Source organism: Paenibacillus sp. J2R1T-4 (assembly GCF_059692235.1).
The window spans coordinates 1-9,083 of sequence record NZ_JCAUBA010000041.1 but is presented as its reverse complement, the minus strand read 5'-3'; the positions used below and the strand labels follow the sequence as shown (position 1 = coordinate 9,083).

Sequence of the window (9,083 nt, the reverse complement as noted above, 5' to 3'; positions counted from 1 at the left end):
ATAATCACAAACGAATTAAGTCAAAACTAAAAGGCCTGAGCCCGGTACAATACCGAGTTCAGACCTCACATTCCGCTTAACAAAATAAACTGTCTAACTTTTAGGGGTCACAGCATTTCCGGACGGTCCTTATTTGTGTTATTTGTTTAATTTGTGTAAGCAACGTTGCTTGAGCGATTCAACTGCGGGCAAGGGTTGTTTGGTATAACTACGGAGGAATTGTAGATTAGGTGAGTAAATCCGGTTACTTGACACTCCACACGGCTAAAGCCGTGGGATTCTCAGCTAGTTGGTGCGTCCACAGTCCATTTCTGGTTTGGACAACTGCTAAGTTCGATGTCAAAACGGAGTTTTGACACGGGGCTGTGCCATCAGCCCGTCCTAAGACAGTGCATATCTAGCATCTTAGGCTGGTAGACTTTTACCATCTACCACAGGTTGACGCATGATGTTGATGGCTCCAACTCTGTCGCGGTGTGAGCGGAACCCGCATGAACACTGATACATTCGGTCCATTGCTTTATTTCGCTTCTCGCATTTGGGGCAGGTTTGGGATGTATAGGCAGGATTTACTTCGATGACTTTAATACCCATTAATGCGCTTTTGTATGCGATAAACATCTGCAATTGATGGAATGTCCAGTTGTGCAGGTTTTTAGCGTTTTTACGACTTGTTCTTGTCGTTTGGCGGATGTTCGTTAGCTTCTCGATCTTGATGACCGATACTTGTTCTTCTATCGCCATTTTCACGATCTTCCGGCTGATTTTGTGGTTTTGGTCTTTCATGTAGCGGTGTTCTTTGTTTTCTTGCTTACGCAAGGCATTTAGCTTTTTTAGTTTACCCATCTTCCTTCGGCGCTCTTTATATTTGCGACGGATGTACTTGTTTTGTCTTCCATTGCCGACAAACTTTGTTTTGCCTGTCGTGGTTACAACGACTGCCGGTACTTTCAATCCCAAGTCAATTCCCATCGTTGCTTTGCCCGCTGATTGTTCTTTCGGTACTTCTATGGCTATTTGAACATACCACTTACCCATCTTTTCGACGACTTTTAATAGTCCCCGCTTTCCGCTTGACAGAAGACGTTGATCTCGCTCTGTTATACGGGCTGAAATCGGGAGTCGCTGCACTTTTCTATCCACCATGATGGGAAATGCAACTACGTTGTCGCTAATCGAATAGTTTTGGTTATTCACGTAGTACACTCTGCGCTTCAGTACGGGGCGTCTCTCTTTCTTTTTTGTTTTGTTATGGATGCTTCTTGCATCTCGAATGGCTTGATTCTTTACCGCAGATGGCAAGTTAGCTTCAACATTTTTAGTGGAGATCTTGGGAAAAGTGCCCTCTACTTTCGCTTGTTCGGTTAGTTGATTGACGGTTTTGATATATTCTTTTCCTGACTCTTGCAATAAAACGGGGTGGGTTGGAAAAATACGAATTTGAACGGTTACCGTTTGCATGTGTTCACCCCCTTTTTTTTTGCTCTTCTACATAACGTTTAACCGTTTCGCTCGATACATTTCCAGCCGTGCTAACAAAGTATGACCGCGTCCATAGGCTTGGCAAGTGCTTCAAGTGTTTGAATTCTTGACGCAAGTGACGTGAAGTCGCTCCTTTCAATTTCGCCATAATGTCCGATGGAGAATCGGCCGGAAGCACATTCAAGAATAGATGGACATGATCAGGCATGATTTCCATTGCAACAATGAGCCAATTGTTTTCCGTGCAGAGTTGCTTCACAAGCTCTTTAAACCGGGCTTCTACTTGGTTGACCAATACTTTTCTGCGGTATCGTGGACAAAACACAAAGTGGTAGTTTATTAGCGATACGGTGGTTGAGGTTGTTCTATATTCTTGTCCCATAGACCAATTGTATTAGTTTCAACCTATAACTACAACAAAAACATACAGAAATGTAGGACAATTAAGCTGTCATTAGACAGCTTTTGTCCTAAGCCGATTCATCCCATGCCTGAAGACGAGGGCTTTCTCGGCTTGATTCTGTAATGGAAGCTGAATTGTTGGCTACAATTCAATAAGTTGAATGCTCGGAATAGCTTCGGATGCGGCTTGCAGCACATGAGGGTGACAAGTGAAGAACAACACCTGATGTCTCTCGGCAATCTCGCGAATTACTTGGAAGCATTGCTTCAGTCGTCTTGGATCGAAGTTGACAAATACATCGTCCATTATTAGCGGCATTGCCGTCTTGTGACCATATTCTTCTGCAAATGCAAACCTCATGCTCAGATATAATTGTTCAGCTGTTCCGCGACTCAATGAGGCGGATTCGATCGCTCTTCCATCTTGATCATACACAATCAATCGCTTCTCCCCAATAGGTGCCGTGACTCTTACATACATACCCTCGGTCATTGTCGCGAAATAATGGGAAGCAGCAAGAAGTACGGACGGCTGCCTCTCCGTCTCATAACGAGCTCGAGCGGTTCGGAACAAGGAAGATGCCAGGGTTAGAGTGGCCCAACGCCTTGCTTGAAGCTGAACCTCAGTTGCAGAGGCCTCCACACGAAGCATCCGATCTGCGTGATCCTCTCCCGATTCCAGCTTCTCCATCTCGTTCTTCAGCCGGCCTCTTCGGTCTCGAAGCAAATTCAGCTCTTGCTCCAATTCGTTCTGTTTCGTCACATACCGAGTCCGCTCATCTTCCAGCATGTCTGCTGTACAGGAACGCAGAGCATCCGTACATTCCTCTTGACGTTCTCTGCCTATGAGAGTGAGAAGCAAATATTCCAATTCCCGCAGTTCTTCTAGAAGCTTACTGCGATCCTCATGCTGCTGTGTATGCAACAAGAATTGATCGATTGTATCCGCACTTGCAAGCGACCATAAATCCTGAATTCCCTGCTCTTGACGTTTCCGATCCTCTTCCGCTGCTTCTAGCTCTGCCTGAAGCTGTATCAGCTCGTGCTCGGCTTGCTGCCGCAGATTAGCTTGCACCCTTTGGAATTCTGCAGAGGCTTGCAGCTCCTTAAGCTTAGCTACCCAGTCCAGGTCGTGGGTCTGATTCTTATCCCACCCTTCCCCAAGGAATGGCTTGCATAGATTGGAGGCTTGCTCCTGGAAGCTCCGAATTGAAGTACGAAGAGACTCAAGCTGCTTCTCTACTACATTCAGTTGATTCATCCATTCTCGCCCGCGCTCGATTTCTCGCAGCATGTTAACCGCTCCAGCCGGAGTCAGACCTGTCGGCAGTCCATGCTGCAGCAACCATTTGTCCCAGTCTGCCTGCCAGTCTGCTATACGCTGCTCGTTCTCCTGATAACGGGATAAGGCTAATTGACGCTGGTTCGTTATGCTTCCTGCATATGCGTATGCCTCTTCCACTGCGTTGTCCAGATGGAATATTTCCTGTAAGACGGTCAATCGCATGTCCGCTTCCAGCTCTAGCTGCTCTAACCAATCTTCAGTGAAGTGGATTGGACGGGTTGGATCACTCGCAGCAGCGACTTCTCTAGCTGCCTCGGAGTTGATGAGAGGGTCGCTCATCAACGCGGAGAGGCGCCTGCTCAGCTTGGCGCCAAGCTCTGCGAGCTCTTGCTCCAGCCGCAGAAGCTCACGCTCTGCGGCCTCGCTGTTGTCAGCGGCACTCCCGCCAAGCGGGGTGCCGTTCTCCACCGCGGCGCGACGCGCGCGGTAAGCGATGTAGCCGGCGCCGATTGAGAGCGCCGCGAAGCTGCCGGCGGCCAAGCCCGGTTGACCTGCCGCCCAGAGGGCGGCGGGTACAACCGCGGCGAAGCCGGCGAGCACCCATGCGGCGGCGCGCAAGCGGTCGCCGCCGCGGCCGTTCGGGCTGCGCTGCGAAGCAGCAGCCCTGGAGGCGTCAGCGATAGCTCGCTGACGCGTGGTGCCTGGCAGCGGTACGCTCCGCTGCTCGGATACATCGCGCCGACTAACGGGCGACTGGGCGCGAACAGGAACCGTCAATTCTCTCGATCGGTTCATTGACTTGATTGTATGTTCAGTAGCGCGGCCTATTCCAACCTCCGCACCAAAGATTGAGGACGATAACAGCCGATGCTCGGTATATCGTTTCATCCACTCCGCTTGCTCTCTGCGAAGCTGCTGCATATGATAGCGCAGCTCTTCGCCAGATAGCTCAGCCCGCCAAGATGCGAATCGCCGGCTGACCTCCAGTCGTTTGCGTTCCTGCCGTGCCTGCTGCTGGGACAGCTCTCGCTGCGCTTCCGCCTCCTGACGCTCTGCTCCCTCAAGCTCGGCCATCAGCCCTTCTCGCTTGCGCAGCAATTGCTGACGCTCTTCGTCCCAACTGCGCAAGCGCTCCTTCATAATGACCGTTAACGGGACAGACGCCAGCCGCTCCTCAGTCCATTCAGCACCGAGCTGCCCAAGCAGCTGCTTCACATCTTGAACGATAAGCTGCCGTTCAACAGCTCGCTCTGCAAGCGAGGCTTGTTGATCGCGATAAGCTCCTGACCGCTCCAGTAATTCCTCGATCATTAGCTTGTTCTCAAGCAGAAATGGATCAAGCTGTATGTGTTCCTCTAACTGCTGTTCCAATCTAGTCCGTCTCGCTTGCAGCTTGCTGATTGTGCTCAAACGAGCCTCGAGCTCAGCCGCTGCACGCTCATACCGCTTTCCTGCATCGACGGGAAATGTATCGAACACCGGTAATTCGCCGAGACGTAGTCCTATTCGTTCCATCCGCCGGAACGGCTGCTCCGCTTGCAGCAGCTTGTCCGTCCATGCTACAGAGGCTCGCGTCTCGTGCATGAGCTCACCGGCATCGAAGATCTCGGCATCGACCGAGGCAAGCTCTGCAGCAAGCCGATTGTAACCGGCTAGCTGCTCCCGGCTGCGCTGCAAGGCGGCCTCTTCGTCTTCCCAGGCGCGAATGGCCAGCGCCAGCTCCTGATTCTTGCCGCGCGGCCGGTACAGCCGCTCGGCCTCCTGCGCGAGCCGCTTCTCGACGGCTATGACGGCGCGGCCGCTGGTGCCCCATCCGGCGCTATACAAGTAGCCGGATAGCTCTTCCGCCTGCAGGGAGCTTAGCTCCTGCAGCTCGGTCAGGCTGAACGCGAATAAGCTGCGGAACAGGTCGGCCGACAGGCCGCCCAGCAGCGCGTTCAGCTGCACTTCCGCCCCGGAGGAGGCTATGCCGCCGTCCTCCGGGCTAGCGTGCACGCGGACGCTGCCGGCCGAAGAGCCGGCCCGTCCGCGCCCGCCTGCGGCGGCACCGCCGCCGAAGCGGCGCTCGACGCGCAGCTCGCGACCCTGACCATCGGTCAGGGTGAGCGAGCCGCCGTGGGCGCCGCCGGAGAGCGGCTCATGCCGCTCGGCCGAGCTGCCGCGTGACGGCAGGCCGAACAGCATCGCGCGAAGAAAAGCGAGCAGCGTACTCTTGCCCGCTTCATTCGGGCCGTAGAACAGGGTCACCGGTCCGGTCAGCTCGTAACGCCGATCATGCAGCTTGCCAAAGCCTTCTACATGCATACGCTGAATCGAGGTCTTCATGCGTCCCACCTCTCTTCATCCGCGATGAGACCAAGCGCCAGTTCCTCGGCAGCCTTTAGCCAATCGACACGTTCTTCCTGCAGCAGCTCAGCGAACAGCTTACCTGCTTTTGGATGAGCGAGCAACGGCTCAAGTGCTTGAAGACAATACGCCTCAAGCTCGTGCTCATTCTCTAGCAATGAACCAGTGCTGGCTAAAAAATCGCTAAGAAAGCCATCCTGAAGAAGCAATTGCCCACGATCAATAGCAAGCCCCGTCCTTAACTGAATCGATTCCAGCCATACCCAACGCGCATGCCCGTCCCTGTCCAGCCTGCGCAGCTGCTCTTCCCGCAGCTCCCCTGCAAGCTCCTGCAAGCTGCTTCCCGAATGCAGAATTCGATGGAGCGGCCCTCTACCCTCCACGATCAATCTGACTACGGTCGGACGTCCGTCTGCTTGCCCAGCACTGTGCTCCAACATAACGGCTAGCTCGTCTCGCAATTCCTGCTCAGAAGTCAGCCCCTCGATCGATACCCTTTCGATCGACCAACGCACTTGATCCACAGAATGGAACTGCAGCTGTGCTTGCCCCGTTTCCGACACATCGACAATACAGCAGCCTTTAGCTCCCGTTTCCCTCACACTTCTTCCTTGAATATTACCCGGATATACAATCCATGGCGATTGAGACAAAATCCTCCGGCTATGTATGTGTCCAAGCGCCCAATATTGAAACCCGCTTCCAGACAGCTGGCGAAGCGTACAGGGTGCATAGTTATCATGTGCCGCGTCCCCATCTACATTGCCGTGCAGTATTCCTATATTGAATACATCCTGCCGTTGTATCGCATACAAGGCCGCCAGGTTGTCCTTCACCGACGAAGTCGCGTACGACATCCCATGAACATATGCCAGCACTTGACCTTGACTGTTCAACGCCTCCTTACACTCCACTTCCTTCGAAGAGAAGAAATGAACGTAATCCGGCCATGTAAGCTTCGCTTTGCGCCCGTCATCCGGATCGTGATTACCGTGTACTACATAACTTGCAATTCCTCGTTCGGCTAAACGTTCAACAGCACGTTGAAACCGCAATTGAGCCCGCAGCGAACGATCTGCCCCATCGTAGATATCACCGGCAAAGACTACAAAATCTACTTTTTCAGTAATCGCCAAGTCTACCAAATTCCACAAAGCCTGAAAAGTAGATTCCCTGATCGTTTCGCGAATCAATTGTGGCAGCGAAGACAGCCCTTTGAAAGGACTGTCGAGATGCAGATCTGCAGCATGCATAAATCGAAAAGCTCTCATCCGTAAGTCCTCCATACCCGATTAATTCCTGGTCTACTCTATTGTATAGCTTCCAACGAACGCGCACAAGTGTTCGCCATCCATCATCATCCATTATCCCCTTCTCTCAGCAACAATTAAATGAAGCAAACCTTCTTCGTCATCTAAGGATTGAGAATATGCTAGGAATTGATGCGACCTGAACCACTCCAACAAAACAGCACACTTGGGGTAATGTTTATTTGCTGCTACCTGTAATCGGCTTTTGTTGCCTTCCATCTCCCAACGGTTCATGCAGCTTGCTTGATGCGCTTCATCTGTGTACATGTAATCCGCGAAACAGACTCGTCCTTGCGTCCGCAGCACTCTTGCTGTTTCTTCCAAAGCCAATAGCTTCTGTTCGTCGGTCAAATGCTGTAAGGCAAAGCTCGAAACGACCAAATCAAAGCTGCCGTCAAAATACGGAATAGACATAAGATTACCAAGTTTTGTTTCCATGGCTGGGTGCTTGTCTCTACACTGCCGCAACATCGCCGAAGATTGATCAATACCTGCCATATGAACTCCTACTGTTAACAGCTTCCCAGCGAGATTACCAGTGCCCGTACCTAAATCAAGACCTTTCTCTCCTGGCTGTGGCCTTACTGCTGCCGCCGCTTCCGCCAGTACTCGGTCATAGTCTGATATCGCAGTCGGAACCTCTACTAATCCATCAACCTCTCCTTTCCCTCCATCAAAACGCGCAGCGATCTCATTATAATTCCAACGATCCACCCACACGGAACGATTGGCCTTCATTCGTTTCTCTTGATCCGCCAGATAGTACAAGTCATCCAGACTTAGACCTTCCGCACTAGCAGCTTTGTCAATCAAGGCATCTAACCCGGCGAGCAGCTGCTTCATCCCCGTCCAACGTTCAAACAACAAGCTGCGCTGAACACTCAGGTAAGCCGTGAATTCATCCTGATCTCCTGCTTCTAGACCTTTCATAAGCCCGCTTATTTGATCCAATGGAACCCCTAGCTCTCTAAGCGCCCCGATCGTCTGTAATCTCCACGCATCCGCTTCCACATAGATCCGATACTGATTTTCTGCCTGCCTTTGCGGCTTTAATAACCCTTTTTGCTCATAAAATCGAATCGCTCTTGGAGTCATATTAAGCCTTTCCGCCATTTGTTGGATATTCATCGCGCACTCACCTCTACCCGCTATTATAAACCTTAACGTTACGTCAAAGTATAGATGGAATTGATGTCTTTTCTCATTTTTCTTATAATGACCGTATGTGCATATTAGAATCGTGTCGAGAAGGAGGTCCATCATTGACTATCGAAATTGTGTCGCTGAACGTGGGTAAACCGCAGATCTTCCACTATAAATCAGAAGAACTGGTTACCGGTATTATGAAAAAGAGAGCAACGAATGCATCGTTAGAGTTAACGGAACTCGGATTTGCTGGAGATGGACAAGCCGATCTTGTTCATCATGGCGGGCCCGACAAAGCCATATGCGTCTACTCCTATGAGCATTATTCATACTGGGAGAAAGAGCTACATTCCCCTCTTGTTGAAGGAGCTTTTGGTGAAAATCTCACCGTCCTCGGCCTAACGGAAAATCAAGTTTGCATTGGCGACGTCTTTTCAATCGGGGAAATACGGCTGCAAGTATCTCAACCCCGCCAACCTTGCCACAAGCTGGGAAAAAGGCATAATCGTCCGGATTTGCCTCTCCTCGTTCAGAATACGGGCAATACCGGCTTTTACTTCCGAGTGCTTGTCCCAGGAATATTTGACTCAACACTTCCGTTCACTATGCATTCTAGACACCCTGCCGGCTTATCCATATCGAGCGCTAATCAAATTTACTATCATGAGAAACATAACGAAGCTGCGATCCGACGACTGCTCGAGGTTCGGGAGCTGTCCGATAGTTGGAGAAATGCCCTGGAACGACGTTTATCCGGGTAGCTCACAGCTCATAAAAACCTCTGGTATAGATCATGTTTGATATCGGATTGTCTAAGGATGGAAATCTCCACTTTACAGCCCGTTTTTTTGAATTGTTTTCCTTTCACCCGTCCGGTCCTCGGAGCCCATATTAACACGGGTTTTCCTGCTTATTTCGCTCGTTCGGTTCCTCGGAGCCCATTTTAACACGGGTTTTCCTGCTTACTTCACTCGTTCCACCTGCGGAGACCATTTTAACAAGGATTTTGCACCTAGAATAAAAAGTGGACACCCATAACTCGGTAAACAGATAATGAATATACCAAAACCGAGAGGTGTTAACGATGGGCGACAAGAGACAAAGGTATAATG

At 50.9% G+C, this 9,083-nt stretch carries 7 protein-coding genes; 2 read left to right on the top strand and 5 right to left on the bottom strand.

Going from position 1 to position 9,083, the window contains the following annotated elements:
- On the top strand, positions 1 to 80 hold an 80-nt coding region (locus AC58QD_RS32370), incomplete at its 5' end, for an IS3 family transposase (RefSeq protein ID WP_497339182.1).
- Between the two features lie 325 nt (positions 81 to 405).
- On the opposite strand, the gene AC58QD_RS32365 is transcribed toward AC58QD_RS32370, so the two are convergent.
- From AC58QD_RS32365 to AC58QD_RS32345, 5 genes are all read right to left on the bottom strand, one after another.
- Complete coding sequence (locus tag AC58QD_RS32365) at positions 406 to 1,461, bottom strand: RNA-guided endonuclease TnpB family protein (RefSeq protein WP_497339181.1); 1,056 nt, start codon at positions 1,459 to 1,461, stop codon at positions 406 to 408.
- A gap of 4 nt (positions 1,462 to 1,465) precedes the next feature.
- Entirely contained in the window at positions 1,466 to 1,864 is a 399-nt protein-coding gene (gene tnpA, locus AC58QD_RS32360) for an IS200/IS605 family transposase (protein ID WP_497339180.1), read from the bottom strand.
- A 162-nt stretch (positions 1,865 to 2,026) separates the two neighbouring features.
- Positions 2,027 to 5,494: an AAA family ATPase gene (locus tag AC58QD_RS32355; protein ID WP_497339179.1), complete on the bottom strand. Its 3,468-nt coding sequence runs from the start codon at positions 5,492 to 5,494 to the stop codon at positions 2,027 to 2,029.
- The gene (locus AC58QD_RS32350) at positions 5,491 to 6,786 is read right to left on the bottom strand and encodes a metallophosphoesterase family protein (protein WP_497339178.1); all 1,296 of its coding nucleotides are present in this window, start codon (positions 6,784 to 6,786) and stop codon (positions 5,491 to 5,493) included. Before AC58QD_RS32350 ends, AC58QD_RS32355 begins: the two co-directional genes overlap by 4 nt.
- A gap of 93 nt (positions 6,787 to 6,879) precedes the next feature.
- Positions 6,880 to 7,953 (bottom strand): methyltransferase domain-containing protein, encoded by a 1,074-nt coding sequence (locus AC58QD_RS32345; protein WP_497339177.1) that lies wholly within the window; start codon positions 7,951 to 7,953, stop codon positions 6,880 to 6,882.
- A 134-nt stretch (positions 7,954 to 8,087) separates the two neighbouring features.
- On the opposite strand from AC58QD_RS32345, the gene AC58QD_RS32340 reads away from it, so the two are divergent.
- Positions 8,088 to 8,732 (top strand): MOSC domain-containing protein, encoded by a 645-nt coding sequence (locus AC58QD_RS32340; protein WP_497339176.1) that lies wholly within the window; start codon positions 8,088 to 8,090, stop codon positions 8,730 to 8,732.
- Positions 8,733 to 9,083 lie beyond the last annotated feature (351 nt).

What these genes read in the sequence shown, in the direction of transcription:
- tnpA (WP_497339180.1), bottom strand. Translation starts at nt 1,864, where the DNA reads ATGGGACAAGAATATAGAACAACCTCAACCACCGTATCGCTAATAAAC.
- AC58QD_RS32345 (WP_497339177.1), bottom strand. Translation starts at nt 7,953, where the DNA reads ATGAATATCCAACAAATGGCGGAAAGGCTTAATATGACTCCAAGAGCG.
- AC58QD_RS32350 (WP_497339178.1), bottom strand. Translation starts at nt 6,786, where the DNA reads ATGAGAGCTTTTCGATTTATGCATGCTGCAGATCTGCATCTCGACAGT.
- AC58QD_RS32355 (WP_497339179.1), bottom strand. Translation starts at nt 5,494, where the DNA reads ATGAAGACCTCGATTCAGCGTATGCATGTAGAAGGCTTTGGCAAGCTG.
- AC58QD_RS32365 (WP_497339181.1), bottom strand. Translation starts at nt 1,461, where the DNA reads ATGCAAACGGTAACCGTTCAAATTCGTATTTTTCCAACCCACCCCGTT.